Source organism: Synechocystis salina LEGE 00031 (assembly GCF_015207985.1).
Lineage (GTDB): Bacteria > Cyanobacteriota > Cyanobacteriia > Cyanobacteriales > Microcystaceae > Synechocystis > Synechocystis salina.
The window spans coordinates 1-21334 of sequence record NZ_JADEVV010000015.1 but is presented as its reverse complement, the minus strand read 5'-3'; the positions used below and the strand labels follow the sequence as shown (position 1 = coordinate 21334).

Annotated in this window: 15 protein-coding genes, 1 tRNA gene and 2 pseudogenes; 10 read left to right on the top strand and 8 right to left on the bottom strand. The window is 48.6% G+C overall.

Annotated elements, in window-relative coordinates; genetic code table 11:
- The first annotated feature begins 46 nt into the window (after positions 1–46).
- Complete coding sequence (locus IQ217_RS06975) at positions 47–2194, top strand: peptidoglycan DD-metalloendopeptidase family protein (protein WP_194019392.1); 2148 nt, start codon at positions 47–49, stop codon at positions 2192–2194.
- 199 nt (positions 2195–2393) lie between these two features.
- Here the strand turns inward: IQ217_RS06975 and hpf are convergent, their stop codons facing one another.
- A complete protein-coding gene (gene hpf / locus IQ217_RS06970) occupies positions 2394–2969 on the bottom strand; it encodes a ribosome hibernation-promoting factor, HPF/YfiA family (protein WP_190596890.1) in 576 nt (191 codons plus the stop codon).
- A gap of 439 nt (positions 2970–3408) precedes the next feature.
- Between hpf and lipB the strand changes: the two genes are divergently transcribed.
- Positions 3409–4092: a lipoyl(octanoyl) transferase LipB gene (lipB, locus tag IQ217_RS06965; RefSeq protein WP_194019391.1), complete on the top strand. Its 684-nt coding sequence runs from the start codon at positions 3409–3411 to the stop codon at positions 4090–4092.
- On the opposite strand, the gene IQ217_RS06960 is transcribed toward lipB, so the two are convergent.
- The 4 genes and pseudogenes from IQ217_RS06960 to IQ217_RS06945 all read right to left on the bottom strand — a co-directional run bounded on the left by IQ217_RS06960 (position 4073) and on the right by IQ217_RS06945 (position 6979).
- Positions 4073–4363, bottom strand: coding sequence for a hypothetical protein (locus IQ217_RS06960; RefSeq protein WP_194019390.1), 291 nt, complete (start codon positions 4361–4363; stop codon positions 4073–4075). The genes lipB and IQ217_RS06960 overlap by 20 nt on opposite strands.
- A gap of 203 nt (positions 4364–4566) precedes the next feature.
- Positions 4567–4638: transfer RNA gene (locus IQ217_RS06955), tRNA-Lys, on the bottom strand.
- 303 nt (positions 4639–4941) lie between these two features.
- The gene (glgA, locus tag IQ217_RS06950) at positions 4942–6375 is read right to left on the bottom strand and encodes a glycogen synthase GlgA (RefSeq protein ID WP_194019389.1); all 1434 of its coding nucleotides are present in this window, start codon (positions 6373–6375) and stop codon (positions 4942–4944) included.
- A 137-nt stretch (positions 6376–6512) separates the two neighbouring features.
- Positions 6513–6979 (bottom strand): annotated as a pseudogene (locus IQ217_RS06945) (DUF1830 domain-containing protein).
- Between the two features lie 176 nt (positions 6980–7155).
- Between IQ217_RS06945 and IQ217_RS06940 the strand changes: the two are divergent.
- A complete protein-coding gene (locus tag IQ217_RS06940; RefSeq protein ID WP_194019388.1) occupies positions 7156–8751 on the top strand; it encodes a photosystem II high light acclimation radical SAM protein in 1596 nt (531 codons plus the stop codon).
- Between the two features lie 40 nt (positions 8752–8791).
- Here the strand turns inward: IQ217_RS06940 and IQ217_RS06935 are convergent, their stop codons facing one another.
- The gene (locus IQ217_RS06935; protein WP_338116531.1) at positions 8792–9829 is read right to left on the bottom strand and encodes an RNA polymerase sigma factor, RpoD/SigA family; all 1038 of its coding nucleotides are present in this window, start codon (positions 9827–9829) and stop codon (positions 8792–8794) included.
- A 460-nt stretch (positions 9830–10289) separates the two neighbouring features.
- Here IQ217_RS06935 and era point away from each other — a divergent pair, with 460 nt between their 5' ends.
- The 5 genes from era to IQ217_RS06910 are packed head-to-tail and all read left to right on the top strand — an operon-like array spanning position 10290 to position 19068.
- Positions 10290–11228: a GTPase Era gene (gene era / locus IQ217_RS06930; protein ID WP_190596878.1), complete on the top strand. Its 939-nt coding sequence runs from the start codon at positions 10290–10292 to the stop codon at positions 11226–11228.
- A gap of 9 nt (positions 11229–11237) precedes the next feature.
- On the top strand, positions 11238–14528 hold the full coding sequence (locus tag IQ217_RS06925) for a hybrid sensor histidine kinase/response regulator (RefSeq protein WP_194019386.1): 3291 nt from the start codon (positions 11238–11240) through the stop codon (positions 14526–14528).
- Positions 14528–17641, top strand: a complete 3114-nt coding sequence (locus IQ217_RS06920) for an alpha-mannosidase (protein ID WP_194019385.1) — start codon at positions 14528–14530, stop codon at positions 17639–17641. Before IQ217_RS06925 ends, IQ217_RS06920 begins: the two co-directional genes overlap by 1 nt.
- Positions 17634–18536, top strand: a complete 903-nt coding sequence (locus IQ217_RS06915) for an ABC transporter permease (protein WP_228023961.1) — start codon at positions 17634–17636, stop codon at positions 18534–18536. Before IQ217_RS06920 ends, IQ217_RS06915 begins: the two co-directional genes overlap by 8 nt.
- Positions 18537–18582: 46 nt before the next feature.
- Positions 18583–19068, top strand: coding sequence for an MEKHLA domain-containing protein (locus IQ217_RS06910; RefSeq protein WP_194019384.1), 486 nt, complete (start codon positions 18583–18585; stop codon positions 19066–19068).
- A 101-nt stretch (positions 19069–19169) separates the two neighbouring features.
- On the opposite strand, the gene IQ217_RS06905 is transcribed toward IQ217_RS06910, so the two are convergent.
- Both IQ217_RS06905 and ribE read right to left on the bottom strand, forming a co-directional pair.
- The gene (locus tag IQ217_RS06905) at positions 19170–19679 is read right to left on the bottom strand and encodes a pentapeptide repeat-containing protein (protein ID WP_194019383.1); all 510 of its coding nucleotides are present in this window, start codon (positions 19677–19679) and stop codon (positions 19170–19172) included.
- A 118-nt stretch (positions 19680–19797) separates the two neighbouring features.
- Positions 19798–20478 (bottom strand): riboflavin synthase, encoded by a 681-nt coding sequence (gene ribE / locus IQ217_RS06900; protein WP_194019424.1) that lies wholly within the window; start codon positions 20476–20478, stop codon positions 19798–19800.
- Positions 20479–20655: 177 nt separating this feature from the next.
- Between ribE and IQ217_RS06895 the strand changes: the two genes are divergently transcribed.
- Together IQ217_RS06895 and IQ217_RS06890 are read left to right on the top strand one after the other, a co-directional pair.
- Entirely contained in the window at positions 20656–20925 is a 270-nt protein-coding gene (locus tag IQ217_RS06895) for a DUF7219 family protein (protein ID WP_194019382.1), read from the top strand.
- A 178-nt stretch (positions 20926–21103) separates the two neighbouring features.
- Positions 21104–21334, top strand: a pseudogene (locus tag IQ217_RS06890) (iron ABC transporter permease); the annotation flags it as partial.

The window sequence follows — 21334 nt, the reverse complement described above, 5'->3', positions numbered from 1 at the left end:
ACTCAATCAACCGGCGACATTTTTTCCCTCGTGTTCATCCCCTTCGATGGAGACTAGTTCCTATGATGGAAGCACTAAACAAGAGGGTACTGTGCCCCTGGGCGAAGGATACCGTCGGGTTCGCCGCTCTGCTGCAATGGTGGGTTTAGCTGTTTCCATGGGAGCAACGGGGATGTTGTTTTCCCAAACCGCCACCGCCGCCACCAGTTCTGGCAACTCCCCCTTGGCTGCGGTGAGTAACTTATCCCTAGACCAATCCCATGGCTCCCCCACTGAGTCCGTGCTGGCGTCCCCTTCCCTGAAGCACCAAGTCAAAGAAGGTGAGTCCCTTTGGCAAATTAGTCAAGCTTTTCAAGTGGACGCCAAAGCCATTGCCCTGGCCAATAGCATCAGCACTGATACGGCGTTGCAGGCAGGACAAGTACTTAGTATTCCCAGACCTAGTTCTTCAGTAAAAGCGGCCAACGACCAAGCTCCTGCTGCCACTATTCCGCCCCTAGCTCCCCTGGAGCAGACTGATTCCCTGGTTGTCTCTTCATCCTTAGCTCCCGGTCAGTCTTCCAGCACCGCTAATACCATTGCCGTTAAGCCCAAGGCCCAAACTTTAGTTGCCGATGTGAGTCGCCCGATGCAGGGCACCGTCGTTGAACCGTTGGAAGAAAAGTTAACTTCCCAAAGAATTAAAAGTACCGCTGAAGATGCAGGCATTAAGCTCGATACAAAAGCTTCCCTGCCCAGCCCCGTAGAAGTGGCCGCTGCCGCCCATGGCGATCGCCCCATTCCCATTGCCGTGGTAGCGCCGGAAGAGTTTACCGCCATTGAAGTTCAGCCTAGCTCCAGCCCGGCCAATCCCCAATCTATGCCCGTGCCTACTCTCCCCGCTGTGGCCCCAGCTCCCAGTAAAGCCCAACGGCAAGATGAATCCTTAGCCTCTGGGGAAGATATTTCCTTAGATAATTTGCGTCAGAATGGTATGGCCCAGCCGGCCCAACCAGTGCAAACGGCGTTGAACATTGACCAGCCCGTGGCGATCGCCGTTATTCCCCCCGAAACAACCCCGGCGATCGTGGCCCAGCCTGCATTGCCCGGTACTCCGGTCGTGCTGGAAACTTCCCCTGCCATTGCAGCATTACCCTCGACTCCTACAGTTACTCCCGATGTTGATGGGCAAATATCCTACCAAGTTAAGCCAGGGGACACCCTCAGTCAGATTGCCCGCAGCCACGACATTCAGCCGGAAAAAATCCAACAAGCAAATGGTCTGAGTAATCCTGACGAGATCAAAGCAGAGCAGATTTTGGTCATTCCCCCTCCCACTACCGTAGCGGCAGTGCCGGAATCTGTGACCCCCAGCTTACCTAGCTTTGTTTCTACCCAGCCGACGGCCCAAACAATGGTAGCCAGAGCCCAGGAGGAGCCGGAAGCCCAATACCAAACCCAGCTAAAAGCAGAGGTAACCCAGCTCAATCAAACCCAACCGACCAGAACTCCGATGGTACCCCAAAGGGCCGTGACCGTTGCTCGCCAAGTTAACAACGAAGCGGTTCCTGATTGGCAAGCCCGTTCCCCCCAAGCCCTACCTGTCAAGTTCAACCAGCCCCGGCAAGATTTAGCCCAATTACAACGGCAATATTCTCCCCAGGGACAGAGGAGTCAGTTTTCTACTTCCGTTGGCCAGTCCCAAATTATCGGTGCTGCCCCTAGCCCAGTGCAGGGCTACAACGACAGTATTCAGATTCCGGTTATCCAGGAAGTCAGCCCCGAGTTGCCGGGCTTGAGTACTCCTGATTTTCCCCGCGGCCCAGCCCAGTTTAATGGCTATATCTGGCCCGCTAAGGGAGTCTTCACTTCTGGTTTTGGTCCCCGTTGGGGCCGCATGCACCGCGGCATTGATATTGCCGCCCCCATTGGCACCCCTATCATGGCGGCGGCCTCTGGAGAAGTGGTCTTTTCTGGTTGGAACTCCGGCGGTTTTGGTAATTTGGTTAAAATTCGCCATGGTGATGGCAGTGTTACCTACTATGCCCATAACAACCGTTTGTTGGTGCGTCGGGGAGAATACGTTGAACAAGGTCAACAAATTGCGGAAATGGGGAGCACTGGCCGCAGTACCGGGCCCCACCTCCACTTTGAAATTCGGGTAGGCGGAACTAATGCCGTCAATCCTGTGGCCTTGTTACCCCGTAGTCGCTAGATTCTATTTAGTCGCCATACTGCTGGATCGTACCTCTTAAGTGTGTTTATTCCCCTGGGTTAGCTTAGTTGTTACTCACAGCATGAAGCCCGGGGGCTTTTATTTGAGGGGGCCACGGAATAAAGTTTTTGGACAACAAAAAAGGATAGGCCTTTCGGACCCATCCTTGCTTTATTTGAAGTTAAGTTTCAGTCAGTAACTAGTTGGCTTGGTGGGGCTGAATAACGCCATAGCCGCCATGGTTACGGATGTAGATGACGTTAATTTCATCGGTGTCCTTATTGCGGAACATGTAAAAGTCATGGTCCACCAACTGTAGCTGTTCCAGGGCTTCTTCAATGGCCATGGGGGGCATGGCAAAATATTTCATCCGCAACACTTCCGACGGTAATTCGGGAGCCCGATCGCCAATTAGATTTGCTTCCACCGGCTTGTCTTCAACAATTTCGCTAGTTTTGACATTGCCATGTTGCTTATCTTGGATACGTTCTTTATATTTCCGCAATTGACGGGCAATTTTATCGGCCACCAAATCAATGCTTGCGTAAAGATTTTCACTGCCTTCCTGGGCTCGGATCACTGTACCGTTGGCATAGACCGTTACTTCCGCCTTATGTTTGTTAGTAATGCGGGCGTTGCGGGCCACGGAAAGATGAACATCAACTTTGGTAGTTAGATTTTGAAAATGTTTAACTGCTCTCTCGACTTTTTCTTCCACGTAATCATGAATCGCTTCAGTAACTGTGATATTATTGCCCTGAATTAACAGTTTCATACTGAATTCTCCCTTCGTAAAATTAATAAAAAATGAGCAATGGTTGGGTTTTTGTGAATCTACCTTGGGTTCTAAAAACCAGGTTAGATTAGGCAACTATTCCCAGAAACAGTGGGGTGGAATCATTACTTGAAACGCCTTGTCGCTAAGGATATTGAAAGTATGGATCATTGAAGAAAGCACCATAAATTTGGGCTTAGTGATGAATTATAACCCTGACATTGTTATTCTTTGGTTCACTTTTAACCATCCCTAGGGTAGAGGTAAAGTCTTCCAGAGAATTGTGGTGGTAAATAATCAACCCCTAAGACTATCTTCAGATTAGCACTATGTATTGAATAAGACTTAATCCGTTAGGTGATTTTGACTTTCCTTTGCATCTCTTTACGTTTCTTAATTTCTGGCAACTTTAGCTTAATTCTGTTTCCGTTGTAGCGCCATGGCCAATCCTTCCTGTCGTTTATTATCGTTGGGGCTGGTGCCCTACTGCCAAGCCTGGCACTATCAACGCCAATGGGTCAGGGCTAAACAAGGCGATCGCCAACGGGAGGACGGACTGATGCTGTTGGAGCATCCCCCGGTCTATACCCTGGGCACTGGTTCCCAAACCAAGTATCTGAAGTTCGACCCGGAACATCCCCCGGCGGAATTGTGGCGCACGGAACGGGGCGGGGAAGTAACCTATCATTGTCCCGGACAATTGGTGGGCTATCCCATCCTGGATTTAAATCATTTCCAGAAGGACTTGCACTGGTATTTGCGACAACTAGAAGAGGTGTTGATCGTCACCCTGGGCAAATTAGACCTACCGGGGGAGCGTATTCCTGGTTTAACGGGGGTTTGGTTAGGGGGCCATAAGGTGGCGGCGATCGCCATTAAGGTCAGTGGCTGGATCACTTGCCATGGTTTTGCCCTCAATATTTGTCCTGATCTGGCAGGATTTAGCCAGATTGTGCCCTGTGGCATTAGCGATCGGCCTGTGGGGAGCTTAAACCAGTTCCTGCCTGGTCTCACTGTTGATGTAGTCCAACCCCTAGTTATTCAAGCCTTTGCCGAAGTCCTTCCAGTTACCTGGCTCACCACTGGGGGAGTCCCCCCCTGGCTCAGCGACGATGTTGCTTAGTTAACATAGGTAAGGGTTGGCGCTGGGTGCCACCACTAGGGGGTAAATAACGGCGAGGAGGCTGTTTAACGGCGATCGATTTAGTTTTTTCTGACTGCCACCAGCGTATTCCTACCCCCAACAGAGCCACCATCAAGCCCAGGGAAAATAAGCTCCACTTGCCATCTATTCCCCCCAACACCATATCTACCGCCGCCACAATCAAAATGAAGCTGGAGATGGGCTCGCGGCGATAAAAAACTTTGACAAAACGGGGCCAGTAAAAGTTCATTCCTAAAATGTTCCAAAACCCTCTGGGGGAAACTTACCTACAATATAGCTTTTATTTGCGATTCCTCTCGCCTGCAAATAGTGCGGTTGGGCGATGGGCAATCCATGGGGAACCAGTTAACAAGAACCCCGGCCAGGTTGGGAAGAAAATCCACCGAGACGCCCGTCGACAACTTATTTATGTCTAATAGTTTGGCGAAAATATGGGTCGCCTGGGATTCGAACCCAGGACCAATCGGTTAAAAGCCGAGTGCTCTACCGCTGAGCTAGCGACCCGTTGTGCCTCATTGGCACGATTTATAACGTTAACATAGCTTTTGTCCCATCACAAGCATTGGGCACTAATTTTTTTGAAGTTGGGTATTTGGCGAGGCGATAACATCGTGGCATTGCCCAGCAAAGCCTAGTTCCCTCGGAGTTAATTCTCGCTGAAACCTTCAACCTTAAAGGTATTTCAAAAGCCCATCTGCTCTCCAAGCTGGGGGAAGTAAGGAAAGGAAAGATCTACCCATACCAGGGAGTGAGGCGATTTCGGGGGCAGATTAAAACCTTGCCAACAAACTCCTAGCCCTGGGAAGGTCAACGATAGGAGGCGGTTAACTTGGCAATTTTTTCCTCCTCCATGGGACTCAACTCCTGGGGCTTGCCCAACACGCCTTTATAGACCTTGATATATTCCCCGGCGGAACGGTACCAACTAAAGTCTGCCCCCATGGCCCGTTGCTGTAATTTTTGCCAATCGGCCTTGAAGCGAAAACCTTCCCAGGCCCTCACCATGGCGGTAAAGCAGTCCAGGGGCTCATAGCGGTCAAAGCAATAGCCAGTACCCGCTTCATTGATGGGATCGTAGAAAGATACCGTATCCACCAATCCACCGGTACGCCGCACAATGGGGATACAGCCATAGCGCATGGCCATTAGTTGACTCAAGCCACAGGGCTCAAAGCGGGAAGGCATTAAAAACACATCGGCTCCGGCATAGACTCGACGGGAAAGGGCATCGTTATGGAGTAATTGCACCGCCATCCGTCCAGGAAATCGGGACGCCATCTGCCAAAGTTGGGTTTCGTAATGGCGATCGCCAGTGCCGAGGATAATTAACTGGGAATCGGTATAGGACATGAAGCGGTCAAGAATCTGAATCACCAGATCAATACCTTTCTGTTCCACCAAGCGCGCTACTATGCCTACCAGCATGGCATTACGGTTAATTTCTAACCCCGTCTCCTCCTGGATGGCAATTTTATTTTTTACCCGTTTATCTAAACTTTCCGCGTCAAAGGCGCTACTAATAAAGCGGTCTTCGGCTGGGTTATAAGTCTCCGTATCAATGCCGTTGAGAATGCCGACTAAATTACCACTGAGGTAGGACAATAACCCCTCTAGTTTTTCCCCATAGGCAGGGGTTTGAATCTGTTGGGCATAGGTGGGGGAGACCGTGGTCACCCGATTGGCAAACTGGATCGCCGCCGCCATTACATTATCTCCCTGCATATACCAGGGACACCAAGTCATACTTTCCAACAAAGCCCGCCAGGGCCCTTGGTAGGCAAGATTGTGGATGGTAAATACAGTGGCAATGTCCGGGGATTGGTGCATCCAAACGGGGATCATGCCGGTGTGCCAATCATGGCAGTGGATAATTTCTGGCTTCCAGTGGTTCCAGGCAAATTCCGCCGCCCCGTTGGAAAAAAAGGTAAAACGCCAAGCCTCATCTTCCCCCCCATAGATACGACGGGAATCGAACACAGGATGGCCAAACAAATAAAGGGGAATGTCGGTATCAGGGAGGTTAGCTTGGTAAACGGCAAACTGCTGGAACATGGCTTCCCCTTTCCAGACCGGCTCCAGGGGCACATCAATTTTGTCGCTAATGAAACCGTAGTAGGGCATGAAAACACGGACATCATGGCCCAACTGATGCAGAACTTTGGGCAGGGAACCCACCACGTCCCCCATACCACCTACCTTTGCTAGGGGGGAGACTTCCGCCGCCACAAATAAAATCTTCATACCGTCGTTAATTCCACTAATTGAGTTCGGGGCCTGGTTACCATGCTTTCCGCTCAATTATATGATGGTGCCGGTTCTCCATCGGGGAGTATGTCAGGTTAACGGCGACTTTTTTTCACTCTCTGGTTTGAGTTTTCCTAGGCTACTAAAGATTGGGAAGGGATTCCGGCGGAGTCGTTTTGGTCTTCTGGTTCTGGGGAAGCAAATCCTTCCGAGTCCAGTCCATCGGGGTTGATGCTGAGCTGTTCACAGGGAATGGTGTCGGAAATAATTGAGCTCGCCATCATGCCAGTGTGAATTTCCAACTGAGCACTGGGCACCGCCTCAAATACTAACCGTTGACCAGGGAACACAACTCTTTCAAAATACCAATTGGGGACATTGGTAATGCGAGCCACTTGAATTTGATTGGTGGCATTAACGTAGCAACAGAATAGGGCTGACGGCTGGTCGTTGGGGATGGGATCAAGAATTTGAGACATGGCAGGCATGGGATTTTATTAAAAAAAGATCTTTTTACTATTCTGGACAAAGCTAACACTCGCTGATCCCGATCCGCTGTAAAGATAATTACAATCAAATTTTTTGACTCTGGCTTTGCCATGGGTTTAGGGAAGTTTTTTCTGGGTATTTTATTTTGTCTTTGGCAATTACCTGGGGCTGGAACGGTTAAAATCTGGGCTCGGCAGCCCCAGCCAATCATTAAGATATATTACAATTGTGAGGAGGTGGGGCTAATCCCTCCCGTCGCTGATCTCACCCTACCAGTGTCCCAACGCCATGACCGATCGCCTTTTGTACGTTCGTCTTCCCTGTAACCCAATTTTCCCCATTGGGGTGGTTTATCTGGCGGACCATGTCCATAAATGCTTTCCGGCGATCGCCCAGCGGATTTTTGATTTAGGCACTATTCCTCCCCTAGATTTCAACCGCGCTTTGGATGAGTGTATTGATGAATTCCAACCGACAATTTTAGTTTTTTCCTGGCGGGATATTCAAATTTATGCCCCGGTGGGGGGAAGGGGCGGCAATCCTCTCCAGAATGCGTTTGAGTTTTACTACGGCAAAAATCCCCTGGTGAAACTGAGGGGAGCTCTGGGGGGTTTGAAAGTTACCAGCGCCTATTACGGCGAATTGTGGCGCAATTTGGGCTTAATCAAACGGGGGTTGCGGAGGGCAAAGCGTTATTGCAGTGATCCCCAAATCATTGTCGGGGGCGGAGCAGTTAGTGTTTTTTATGAACAGCTAAAAACCAAGTTGCCAGTGGGCACCATTGTGTCAGTAGGGGAAGGGGAGACGTTACTGGAAAAATACCTGCGGGGGCAAGCCATCGAGGATGAACGATGTTACGTGGTGGGCCGCAGTCAGCCCCGGCCCCGGTTAATCCATGAACAGCCTTCCCCCATGGTCAAAACCGCCTGTGATTATGACTATATCGAGTCCATTTGGCCGGCCTTTGACTATTACCTCCAGGAGGATGATTTTTACCTAGGGGTACAAACAAAGCGGGGTTGTCCCCACAATTGCTGTTACTGCGTTTACACCGTTGTGGAAGGGAAACAGGTCAGAATTAACCCCGCCGCTGAAGTGGTGCAGGAAATGCGACAGCTCTACGACCGGGGCATCCGCAATTTTTGGTTTACTGATGCCCAATTTATTCCAGCTAAAGTTTTCATCGATGACGTGGTGGAACTGTTGGAGGTGATCGCCGCTTCGGGTATGGAGGATATTCACTGGGCGGCCTATATCCGAGCTGATAATTTAACCCCACGGTTATGTGAACTGATGGTGCAAACGGGGATGAATTACTTTGAAATTGGCATCACCAGCGGCTCCCAGGAATTGGTGCGGAAAATGCGCATGGGCTACAACCTCCGCACTGTGTTGCAGAACTGTCGAGATCTAAAGGGAGCGGGCTTTAACGATTTGGTTTCCGTCAATTATTCCTTCAACGTTATCGATGAAACCCTGGATACCATCCGTCAAACCATTGCCTACCACCGGGAACTAGAAGCCATTTTCGGAGCCGATAAGGTGGAGCCGGCCATTTTCTTCATTGGGCTACAACCCCACACCCATTTAGAAACCTATGCCCTGGACAAAGAAATCCTCAAACCAGGCTATGACCCCATGAGCATGATGCCCTGGACGGCCAAAAAGTTACTCTGGAATCCAGAACCCCTCGGCTCATTTTTTGGGGAAGTTTGCCTCCAGGCTTGGCAACAAAACCCCAATGATTTCGGTCGGGAAGTAATGGATATTCTGGAACAACGCCTGGGCAAAGCTGATCTGGAAACCGCCCTCAATGCTCCCCTGCCCAAGCAAAAAAATTTCCCCCCCACCATGGCAGAGGGAAAAAAACTCAGTCCTATTTAGCTTGGCCAGATGCTGGCCGAGTGGCACCGTAATTGGGCAACTAACTGGCGATAATATACTCTGCCATATTAGCCCGCCGACGCTTCAGTTGGGTAAGAGCTTGGTTTTCTAATTGGCGGACCCTTTCCCGGCTGATGTTGAGATGCTGGCCAATTTTGGCTAAAGACAGCTCCTGGCCATCGTTAAGACCAAAGCGCATGGTCAGCACCGCCTGTTGTTGGGGCGTTAATTCCGCCAGTAAATTTTGCAAGTCCTGGCGCATGGACTCCTGGGTGATGTAGGCATCGGGGGAAACTCCTTCGTCCTCCAGCAGTTCCGATAATTCCGTGTCCTGGTTATCTCCCACCCGCACATCGAGGGAAATGGGTTGGCGGGACAGGCTGAGGTACTCGCGAATTTGACTCGGATCAATTTCCAGGGCCTGGGCCACTTCGGCGGGGGTGGCACTGCGACCCAACTGTTGGGAGAGTTCCCGTTGGGTTTTTTTGATTTTGTTTAACTTTTCGGTGATGTGAATGGGCAAACGGATAGTCCGACCCTGTTGGGCGATCGCCCGGGTGATGGCTTGGCGGATCCACCAGTAGGCGTAGGTGGAGAATTTATAGCCCTTGGTGGGGTCAAATTTTTCTACTCCCCTTTCTAAACCGAGGCTACCTTCTTGGATCAGATCCAAAAATTCCATATTCCGCTTCTGATATTTCTTGGCGATCGCCACTACCAAACGGAGGTTAGCTTCAATCATCTTGCGTTTGGCCCGTTCCCCTTGGCCCAGGTAACGCTGTAGTTTCGTCACCGACAAATCCGCCGCTTCAGCCCATTCCCCATCGGAGGGCTCTCGGCCCAGCTTGTCGGCCAGGACTTTTCTCTGATCCAGCAGAGCCATCATTTGTTGGACTTGTTTGCCGAGGATAATTTCTTGCTCATGGGTTAGCAGGGGTACCCGACCAATTTCATGGAGATAGGACCTCACCATATCGGCGGTGAAAGTGGGGGTGGAGGTAGGGGAGGAGAGATTGGCGGTGGGCATTCGGAATGACTCCTTAATGAAGAGCAACAGAATAACTGTCACTGTTACCATCTTTCCCAAAAATGCCTTAGACTAAGTCATTGATGGTGGAGAATAGGGTAGGTAGTGCAGTCGTCAATTTTTTACACCGTGTCCTAGCGAGTGGGCCTTTAGACGCCGCAAATGGTGACAAGGTTCAGGGATAATCAATAATTTTTGTGATCTTGGTCCGGGGTATTGCCACCGAAACCAACATCACGCTCCTACAGCCGCATAGCTAAAAGATACCCAAAAAATCAATATCACCATGATGACGAATTATTAAGGGATTCCACAAGGGCTAGGATGAAGGATTACCGAATGGCACAGGGGGGTTAACCCAACATATTTTTTTGTCAAGCTGGCAAGCCGTTTTCTCTTGGGATGGTTTACTCCCTTGACTTTTCCCCGTGGCTGATTAATTCAGTAACATTTTTAAAGTTTTTCTTCCCGATCACCATAAACTGCGGAATTTTTAGGCTCAATTTTTTTGATGGATATCCCCAACACCACTGCAACTATTCCCCAGGCTCCTCCAGATTTTCGTTCCGGTTTTGTGGCCATTGTGGGCCGTCCCAATGTGGGCAAATCAACTTTGATGAACCAATTGGTGGGACAGAAAATTGCCATTACTTCTCCGGTGGCCCAAACCACCCGCAATCGACTCCAAGGCATTGTCACCACCCCCACCTGTCAGATGATTTTGCTCGATACCCCTGGTATTCACAAGCCCCACCATGAGTTGGGGAGAGTATTGGTGAAAAACGCCATCCAAGCTATCCATAGCGTTGATCTGATCGTTTTTTTGGTGGATAGCAGTGCAACTTTGGGTCGGGGAGACCAGTTTGTGGTGGATTTGCTCCAAAAAAGTGATGGGCCGGTGGTGGTGGGTCTGAATAAACAGGATCAACAGCCCCCAGACCAGCGCGAAGAACTTAACGCTAGCTATGAAACCCTGACAGAAGACCATGGCTGGCCCTGCTTTAAATTTTCCGCTTTGACAGGGGAAGGTTTAAGTGATTTTCAGAGTGCCCTGGAAACAAGACTGGAGCCTGGACCCTATTACTATCCGCCGGATTTGGTCACTGATCAGCCAGAACGCTTCATTATGGGCGAGTTAATTCGGGAACAGATTTTGCTGCTTACTCGCCAGGAAGTGCCCCATTCCGTGGCGATCGCCATTGAGAAGGTGGAGGAAACCCCCCAGCGTACCAATGTTTTTGCTGCCATTACAGTGGAAAGGGGCTCCCAAAAGGGCATTATCATTGGGCAAAAAGGTAGTATGCTCCAGGCGATCGGGAGTGCGGCTCGGCAACAAATTCAAAAATTAATTTCCGGGGATGTTTATTTAAAACTATTTGTGAAAGTTGAACCAAAATGGCGGCAGTCTCGCCAGCAGTTGTTAGAATTTGGATACCGTGTGGAAGAGTAGCAAGAAGCAATGACTAGCGATCCCAACCCAGCCCAGGCATTCGAAAATTGGTTTGAGGAAGAGGAGGGGGAAGATGCCTTTACTTCCCTCATTGGCGGTGACGAGGAAAATAACGGCATTGAGGAATTGGATTTTGGTGATCTGTTTGAAGGAGAGCCCACCGTCATCCAGGGGGAAGGGTTTGGCCCATCGTCCCCTGGGGAGGAAGAGCCACCGGTCCGCATGACCCTAGATTTCAATTCCCCGGAAGCGGAACTAGACGCTCTCTTTACGGATGAAGATGCCCCCCCAACGGCGATCGATCCCTTTGAAAGCTCCAGTTGGCTAGAAATTAACCAAATGATGGAAGCGGATCCCCTTGCCTCCATTCCCGAAACCAGTGCCCCCGCCTATCAAACCAGTGGTGGCCTCAATGACCATGACTTGGCGGAGTTGCAGGATTTACTAGGGGTAGGGGATGCTGAGCCCACCATCACCAGCCCTGGTTTGCACACCTTTGCCGGTGTTGAGCCGGCGCCCCCATCCACAGGCAAAGTAATGCTGTTTGCGGCGATCGATGACCTAGATGGACTGATTGATGCCCCTGTCCTGGACGAGAATTTTTCCTTTGCTGAACTAGAAAGCCTCATCGATACCCCAGCGCAAAAATCCTTTGCCACCATCAGCCATCCTTTTCGCTTACCCGTGGCTGTGGAAGAGGAAGATGAGGACGAATTCAAAGACTTGGAAGCATTGCTGGAACAAGCGGATAGCAATCTTGGGGGAGGCATAGCCGGTATGGGAGGGGCTCGATTACCTGCCCGGCCCAGGCAAGTTAAATCCCGTAGTTTTGAGCAGACCATGCGGGTGCCCATTAAACAACTGGACAATCTTAGTAACTTAATTGGGGAACTAGTAGTCAAACGGAACCGCCTCGAACAGGATCAAGAGCGTTTGCGGCAATTTTTGGATAATCTGCTTAACCAGGCCCAAAACCTCAGCGATGTGGGGGGGCGTATGCAGGACTTATACGAGAGAACTTTGCTGGAGGGGGCCCTATTGGCTAGTCGCAGCACCAGCAACCGTTATCAATCCTCGAAAACGACCTACCCCGATGCCAGGGCCACAGCCTCCGGTTCTTCCACCATGAACGAACAGCCCTTAGATGCCCTGGAAATGGACCGTTTTACGGGCTTTCATCTACTTTCCCAGGAGATGATTGAACTAATTGTACGGGTGCGGGAGTCTGCGTCAGACATTCAGTACCTGGTGGACGAGACTGATCAAGTTGCCAGGACCCTGAGACAGGTAACCACCCAACTCCAAGAAGGGATGACCAAATCCCGCATGGTGCCCTTCACCCAAACGGCCGATCGTCTGCCACGGGCTATCCGGGAAGTGTCCATGAAGCTGAATAAAAAAGTCAACCTGGAAGTGGAAGGGGGCGATGTGCTGATCGACAAAATGATTTTGGAGCACCTCTACAACCCCATGACCCACTTGGTTAACAATGCCATCACCCACGGCATTGAAACCCCAGCGGAACGGCAACAATTGGGCAAATCCCCCGAAGGACATCTCGCCGTGCGGGCCTTTCTTCAAGGGAACCAGACTCTGATTACTGTCTCTGATGATGGGGCCGGTATCAACACAGAAATGGTCAAACAAAAGGCGGTTGAAAAGGGTCTCATCACCCGGATGGAGGCCCAGAGCCTCTCCCAATCGGAAGTCTATGACCTCTTGTTCCATGCTGGTTTTAGCACCAAGGATACGGCAGACGACTTTGCCGGTAGGGGGGTGGGTCTGGACGTGGTACGTACCAGTCTGATTGATATCCGGGGAGCCATTAACATCGACTCCACTGTGGGTAAGGGCACCACTTTTACCATCCGTTTGCCCCTCACCCTGAGCATTTGCAAAGCCCTTTGTTGCCTGAGCGATCGGGCTCGCATCGCCTTTCCCATGGACGGAGTAGAAGATACCAGGGACTACCTGCCCAAGGACATTGTCACCGATGAAGATGGTCAAAAGTGCGTCAAATACGGCAAGGAAGCCCTGCTTTTACCCCTCTATCCCCTCAAAGATTTGCTCAACTATAACCGTCAATTGAGCCGGGGAAGTGTGTATGGCGGCAAGCAAGAGGAAGATGTGGTGCGGGTTATCATCGCCCGGGGCAGTTCTGGTAACCTGCTAGCCCTGCAGATTGACCAGATCCTAGGGGAAGAAGAAATTGTCATCAAACAGATTGAGGGACCCATTCCCAAACCCCCTGGTATTGCCGGGGCCACTGTGCGGGGGGATGGCAGCATCATGCCCATTGCCGATGTTTTGGAACTGATCGAAATCGCCCAGGGTCGTCTCCGCACCGACAGTAGTGGCGGACTATGGCGTAAAACTCTCACACCCACAGCCAATGAAGTCCACATGGACCCCACTGTGCTGATTGTGGACGACTCCATCACGGTGCGGGAACTGCTATCCCTCAGCTTCAAAAAAGCTGGTTTCCGGGTGGAACAGGCCCGAGATGGGCAAGAAGCCTGGGACCAGTTGAAGTCTGGGCTCCCCTGTGATTTGGTTTTCTGTGACATTGAAATGCCGCGTAAAAATGGCTTGGAGTTGTTGTCGGAACTACAAGCAGACGAAGAACTCTCCTCCATTCCAGTGGCCTTACTCACTTCCCGGGGAGCCGATCGCCATCGTAAGGTGGCGGCCAAACTAGGGGCAACGGGTTATTTCACTAAGCCCTATACGGAAAAAGACATTTTGGATGCGGCTAACCGGATGTTGAGTGGAGAAGTGTTACTTCCTGGCAGTACCCGCAAAACCAATTCCATTCTGTCCCGTTTCAAAAAAGCCCGGGGCAACTTCTCTGAAGAAGCTCCCACCATTGTGAAAAATAGTCCTGGCACCCTACGTTCAACGGTGTTAATTATCGATGATTCGGTGATGGTGCGGGAAATGCTTTCCATGACCTTTAAAAAAGCCGATTACCACACAGAAACCGCCCGGGATGGCCAGGATGCCTGGGAAAAACTCAAGTCAGGCCTGCCCTGTGATTTAATTCTCTGTGACATTGAAATGCCCCGCATGAACGGTCTGGAATTGCTGGAGCGTATTCAAGAAGATGCCAACCTTTCCCGTATTCCGGTGGCCATGATTACCTCCCGGGGAGCACAAAAAATGCAGCGTATGGCAGCGGAAAAAGGTGCCAAAGGTTACTTTGTGAAGCCCTACATTGAGGAAACTTTGTTGGAAGCCAGTCGACGGTTAATGAAGGGAGAAGTCTTACTGGATCTAGCCGCTCTGAGTGCAGATGAATAATGGCAGAATCATCAAATTCATTACTACCGGAGATTAGCATTGCCCTGGTACTGGAACAACTAAGGCGTTTCTGTCGGCAAGATTGTCAGCACCATTGGCATTGTTTACCTTCTGCTCCTTGGGAAATTGTAGATTGGCGCAGTTATCCCTTGGGAAAAGTCAATGAAAAAGGCTATTTGGTTTGGGAAAAGGGAGAAAAAATCCAATGGTTTGCCCAGACTTTTACCGTTTCTAAAGCTTTAGCAGATTATCCGTTAGAAGGTTTGACATTAAGGCTAGCCTTAACTTGGTGGGCTCAGAATGCCCAAATTTTTGTCAATGGTAAGTTGGTCCAAGCGGGGGATTTATTTGACTCAAAAGCCCGAATTTTATTAACTGATAATAGCCAAATTGGTGAAACTTTCAACGTAGCATTAAAGTTAACCAGTCCTAGCCATGACATTGGCGGATTAATGCAATCTCAATTAATATTTGAGCGGCAATATCCAGCATTAGATCCGGGGTTTATTGCTGATGAAATTGAAGTGTTAAGTTTGTATTTAACCCAATTTGAACCAGAAAACGTAGCTATAGTTAGCCAAGTTCTAGAAAAAATTTTGTGGGAACAGGTTACTGATCAAAGTGCGTTTGATCAATCGTTAATGGTGTTGCGTCAAAAATTATTGCCATTAACTGAGGGCTTGAAACGGCAACAAATGAATTTATTAGGCCATGCCCATTTGGATATGGCTTGGCTTTGGCCCCTGGAGGAAACCTGGGAAGTGGGAGAAAGAACTTTCCTTTCTGTAATTAATTTGCAACGGGAATTTCCCGATTTAGTGTTTGGCCACACCAGTCCAGTTTTATATGAATGGATCGAAGCGAATAGACCAGAGTTATTTAAGCAAATTCAAATGGCAGTTGCAAAGGGAAACTGGGAGCTATTGGGGGGTATGTGGGTAGAACCGGAAGTAAATATTATTAGCGGCGAATCTTTAGCTAGACAATTGCTTTACGGCCAGAGGTATTTTCAGAGGAAATTCGGTCAGACCAGTAAAGTTGGTTGGCTTCCTGATAGTTTTGGTTTTTGTGGTCAGTTGCCCCAAATTTTTCGTCAGGGCGGGATAGATTATTTTGTTACGGGTAAACTCCACTGGAACGATACCAATCCCTTTCCCCACGGGGCTTTCCACTGGCGATCGCCGGATGGGACCGAAATTTTCACTGTGATGGCACCGCCCAATTTAGCGGGGGTGATGGACAATCAACCTTTACCCATGGCCAATTATGCTAATCGTTGGCAAAATCAAACTGGACTGAAGGAATGCCTCTGGTTACCGGGGGTGGGAGACCATGGTGGCGGTCCTAGCCGGGATATGTGGCGCATGAAGGAACGGTGGCAAAATTCAGAATTTTTTCCGACCATTAACACCGGAACGGCGGAGAATTTTTTGGCTAGAATCAGGCAAGACCTACCATCGGATCAATCTTTTCCTGTGTGGGAGAGGGAATTATATTTAGAATTACATCGGGGTTGTTTCACTGTCCATGGTGACCAGAAGTTTTATAATCGCCAATGTGAGCATTTACTGTACGAAGCAGAACTTTGGAGTAGTTTTGCTAGCTGGTTAGGCAATTATGAATATCCGCAAATTCAACTAGAATCAGCTTGGAAGAAAGTTTTACTCAATCAATTTCACGATATTTTGCCAGGCACATCTATTCCTGAAGTTTTTGTTACGGCTAATCAAGCTTGGCAAGAAGTTTATCAAACTAGTCATGAAATTATTAATCAATCTCTAGCTAGCCTCAGTAGCCAAGTTAAATATCCTTATAATCCGACTGATGAAAACATACCTTTATTGATTTTTAATCCTCTTCATTGGCCGCAGAATCAGTTGGTAGAAATTCCAGTTCAGCCAGGTAAAAAATATCAAGTTTATGATTGGCAAAATGAGAGATTAATTGATACTCAATTAACAGCGTCAGACACCTTATTATTTGTAGTTAATTCGCCTTCTTTAACCTGTATTGGTTACTGGTTGCAGTGTGAAGAAATTCCATCAGATAATCAACAATCTCAAGTTTTTAATCAAGAAACTATTCTAGATAATGGTTGCTTAAAAGTTGAAATTAGTCCGGAGAGTGGCGAAATAATCAGCATTGATGATTTGGTTAACCATCGTCAAGTTTTAGCTGGCCATGGTAATCAATTACAATTTTTCCGAGACCAGGGCCAATATTGGGATGCCTGGAATATTGATCCTGATTACGAGCAATACTCTTTACCCTCTGCCCAATTAATTAATCACCAATGGTTGGAACAAGGTCCCCTGCGTTGGCGTTTGCGGGTGACAAGAAAATTTCAACAATCGGTTTTCATCCAGGACTATTGCTTAACCAAAGATTCTCCGTTACTGGAAATAAAAACAGTAGTGGATTGGCAAGAAACCCATGTGATGGTGAAAGCGGCTTTTCCTGTGGCTTTGTACGGTGAATTTTTTACTACGGAAGCTCCCTGTGCTGTGGTCGATCGCCCGATTAATCCCCAAACGGAGATGGAAAAAGCGCAATGGGAAGTGCCCCACCAACATTGGTTTTCTTTAACCGATCAAACACAAAGTTATGGTGTTAGTCTGCTGAACAATTGCAAATATGGCTGTGATGTCAAAGAGAATTTAATGCGCTTAACACTTTTGCGTAGTAGTGTGTGGCCAGATGCCAACACTGACCGAGGCAAACATCAATTTAGTTATTACTTTTATCCTCACCCAGGAGATTGGCGATCGGCAAAAACGGTAGCCATGGGTTATGGTATTCATCGTCCCTTGAGGTCTTATTTTCCTAAGAATTTAAATGCAATATCAAATCAGTCAGAACCATGGTTAGGCAAACCTTGGTTGACCATTGGTAGTGAAAATCTTTGTTTAATGGCCCTGAAGCGACAGGAAGATAACCCAAAAAATTGGATAATGCGTTGCTATGAAACTATCGGAAAATCTGCCCAGTTAGGTGTCACCACAATTTGTGACCACCATATTCAAACCAACGTAAATCTGTTGGAAGAACCCCAACCAGGAGACAATACGGTTAATCCTTGGCAAATTGTTAGTGTTTCCCTCGCCCATGACTAAGAATTTACCCGTTTCCAATCCATCGCCTGTCAGCGATCGCCAGACAAGTTTCAGGTTCAAAAAAATTATTTGGCAAAAGCCGTTAGCTTCCTTGAGCTTAATTGCCCTGATCATAATTGTTTTGGCGGTGGTTTTTGGTCCGATCTTTTATCGGGTTCCCATCGACCAAATTGATTTTACTCAAACAGCGGCCGCCCCTAGTTGGCAACATCCCCTGGGAACTAATGATTTGGGGCAAGATCAATTGGCTCGCTTACTTATCGGTGGCCGAATTTCCTTGGCGGTGGGGCTGAATGCTATGGCAGTTTCCCTCACTTTGGGCACCTTAATCGGGGCGATCGCCGGTTATTTTGGTGGTTGGTGGGATGTGATATTAATGCGCATTACAGATCTGTTCTTAGCCTTGCCCCAATTGCCTTTGGTGTTGTTGGTGGTCTATTTATTTCGGGAGCCGGTTACCAGGGCCACGTCCCCTGAAAAAGGCATTTTTATTTTGGTGGTTTTGCTCATTGGTTTGCTCAATTGGATGAGTGTGGCTCGGTTGGTACGGGGCAATATTTTACGCCTACGGGAAATGGAATTTGTCAAAGCGGCGATCGCCATGGGAGCGGGCTCTAATCATATTATTTGGCGTCATCTGCTGCCCAATGTCTTGAATTTAATCATTGTGGCCGCTAGTTTGGCAGTGGGTAATGCCATTATCACCGAATCAACCCTGAGCTTTTTAGGCTTAGGTTTTCCTCCGGATGTGCCCACTTGGGGGCAGATGCTTTACACCGCCAAGGATTATCTGGAAACGGCACCATTGATGGCAATTTTTCCCGGCTTAGCTATTTTTATTACCGTTTTAAGTGTTAATTATTTGGGGGACGGCATTGGCATAAAAAATAGTTAATAATTCAATCCTATTTATTAATCTTATTTAGCTAAAAATAAACTCTATGATCCGCCCAGTTCCCGATGCTAGTAATCAGTTTTATCTAGACCATATTAATTTATTACGTCAAAACTATGAGCGCTTAACTGGCAAAACCTTTGGCCCTAGCGATCTAACCGGCATAGATTTTGCAGAAGCGATTTACCAAGCTCCCTATGTGGTGGTATCCCATGGTACGGAACCCGATCCAATTTTTAACTACGCTAATCTTGCCGCCCAAAAACTATTTGAATTGCCCTGGACAGAATTTTGCCAATTACCTTCCCGTCAGTCTGCGGAAGTTCCGAACCAAATAGAACGACAAAAATTGTTAGATGCCGTTACTAGTCAGGGTTTTATGGAAAATTACCAAGGCATTCGCATTGCCAAGGGGGGACGTCGCTTTTGGATTAAAAATGTTACCGTTTGGAACCTCCACGATGCTGATGGTATTTACCGTGGCCAGGCGGCAATTTATAGCTCTTGGGAGGATGTTGTTGAAAAGATTTAAAGTTTAAAGTAGTCAAAATAGATTGCCAAAATACTGACAAAATTTACCCAAAATTTTCAAATTACATTAACCAGTTTTAGACACTTTTAACTATCTGTTAATTATCTGCAACCCAAACTGTCCCTGGTGGCCACCCCTGTCACTGGGTTAACTCCTTCCGCCCGTTCACACATGAGCTTGACTTGGTAGGCATCGATCACTGCATCGCTGAAATCTGCCCCGGTGATATCGGTGTCGTAAAAACGGGTACGGGTGGCGATCGCCTCGGTGAAAATGGTATCCCGCAGGTCGGCAAAATCCAGAGTAACTCGGTCCACCAGGGAACCACTCAAGTTAGCTCCCCGTAGATTGGCATGGAGAAAAACCGCATCGGTCAAAATGGAAAAAGTGAGATCACTACCCTCAAAATTGCTTTCCCGCAAATCTGCCGCCGCAAATACGGCCTTATTTAAGTCCTGGTGGGAGAAATCTGATCGGGCCAAATCTCCGTAGGTGTAGTTAACCGTATTGGCTTGGGCCAGCACTGACGGAGCCCAGAGCAACACCAAGGCGATCGCCAGGACGAGAATTTGGAGCCATCGCCGCCAGCCAGAAAAAAGCAAAGAAAACATAGGGGCAAATTTTGCAGAATCTTTCCCCAGCCTAGCAAAACAATCCGGTGAGGCAAAGACAATTTGGGGCGTCCAAAGTTGGATTCAATGGATCGATCTGAACTTTGCAATCATAATCTTAGCCGTAGCCATGTTCATGCAAAAATGCTAGGTCGATATCTTTCGTCTGACCCATTGCTTGGCCTCGGGACAAAAATCGGGCTGCATATTTACCTAGAATATCCCCCTCCAAATTTACCCAATCCCCCGGTTGCAGTAACTGTAAATTGGTTTCGCTGTAGGTGTGGGGAATCACGGCCACGTTAAACCAGTCTTCGCCACAGTCCGCCACCGTTAAACTGATGCCATTGACGGCAATACTGCCCTTGGGCACAAGGTAGGGAGCTAAATATTGTTGCCATTGCCCCTGTAAACTACCCACCACTCCGAAGCTGAGCAACCAAGCATTATCAGTTTGTTCATTGCTCAATAATTGCCCTACTCCGTCCACATGTCCAGAGACAAAATGCCCCCCCACTTTTCCCCCAACTCTGAGGGAAGTTTCAATGTTGACCGCTGTACGTCTTTCCTTAGCTCGGCCTAGGGTGGTGCGTTGCAAGGTTTCTGGGGAAACGTCGGCCAAAAATCCCTGGTGGGCGATCGCCTCTACGGTGAGGCAAACTCCATCTACAGCAATGCTATCCCCCAGTTCCATATCCCCCAAAACCCTGTGGGCATCGGCGGGGGCAAGGGTAATTTCCAGGCGATCGGCCCGTTGGGCAGAAAGATAACCGAGGGATTGGATAATGCCAGTGAACACAATGGAAATAATGTAGGGGAACAACCACCATTGTCCCAGTTTGGGCTAGATTGCGGCACAATGGGGCAAAACCCTTGGGTGCCATGGGCTTGGGATGGATATTGTTTTGCCCTCCGACCCCAGGAAATGGTCAATGCGCCTACAATGGTTACTGTTCTTGCCCGTTGAAGAGATAATATGGCTGATAATCCGGAAAAAGACGCATTCCTCTATCCCAAGAGTAAATATTATGGGGATTTCAAGCCGGAAAAGTTGGTTTTTAATGCAAATTTGCAGGAATTCGCCCAAAAAGTCAGCGTTATCTGCAATCTGGAGACCGCAGGTAAAATTGAAACCATGGAAGCCTATGAAAGAATCAAACGACTTTGGAAAAGTCTGAAGGAAAGCAAAAAAGAATTGGGCATTGGGGAGGACCCTTTTAAACCCACCGATCCCCCCAGCAGTTAAGCTTTACCTTAAATCTTTTAGAACATGTTTGAAAAGCCCCCCTGCCCCCCCAAATTTGGGGGGAAACTGAGCGAAAGTCCCCCAGTATTGGGGGATTTAGGGGGCGGAATAAAACTTTCCAAACAGGCTCTTAGATCGATCTTTGATAACCCAGCTTCATCTCTGTGTTTGGTTCGCCGTGTTTAATTTTTTGACCACTTCCCCTGCCTCGCCTAAGATTTCCCTCAATATTTGGGTTTTGGTCAGTTTGCTGATCGCCGCTTGGATTGCGGTGCCCGTGGTTTTTGTTTTTCTGGGAATTTTTTCCTGGCAGGGAGAAATTTTTAGCCATCTTTGGGAAACCGTTTTGGCTGAATATATCCGCAATTCCTTGGCCCTGATGGTAGGGGTAGGGGCCGGGGTTTTTATT